A 436-nucleotide genomic window follows, 5' to 3' on the forward strand; every position below is an offset into this window, starting at 1 on the left:
GTTACTTTGCAATTGGAGTAGATTACCGCCAGTGCTCCTTGAAGCGAAAATTAGAGCAACTGCCATTGATTTCTTGAGAGGTCATGGGGGTTGGTTAATCTCTGCACCCTCGTTAGGGTACCAATAGGCGGATACCTACTTATAAGCTCTCATCCTATCCAAATTCACGAGTTGTGATCTGATTTAACTTTTTGGTGAAATTACCTCTGTTAATCCCTAAAACCCTAGCAGCCTTAGACTGATTACCGCGCGTATGAGTTATCAACTCAGTAAACAATATTTCAAACACAGCAGGAGTCACCCAAGACATATCAGGGCTAACTGATTGTTTATCAAACCATGTCGGTTCCAGTTCTGCTCGGATAAGTTTTTTTAAATGGTCTTTGTTGATTGGGGTTAGTTGGTCATTCATAGAAGTTGAAGGTCATTAAGGAAC

1 protein-coding gene is annotated in these 436 nt (G+C 41.1%); it reads right to left on the reverse strand.

Annotated features, from left to right (window positions below; all coding sequences use genetic code 11):
• Positions 1-154: 154 nt before the first annotated feature.
• The gene (locus AB4503_RS25620) at positions 155-412 is read right to left on the reverse strand and encodes a helix-turn-helix domain-containing protein (protein ID WP_016800114.1); all 258 of its coding nucleotides are present in this window, start codon (positions 410-412) and stop codon (positions 155-157) included.
• Between the last annotated feature and the right edge of the window lie 24 nt (positions 413-436).

It is taken from the genome of Vibrio sp. 10N.222.55.B11, from assembly GCF_041473705.1.
In the GTDB taxonomy this organism is placed as follows: domain Bacteria; phylum Pseudomonadota; class Gammaproteobacteria; order Enterobacterales; family Vibrionaceae; genus Vibrio; species Vibrio crassostreae_C.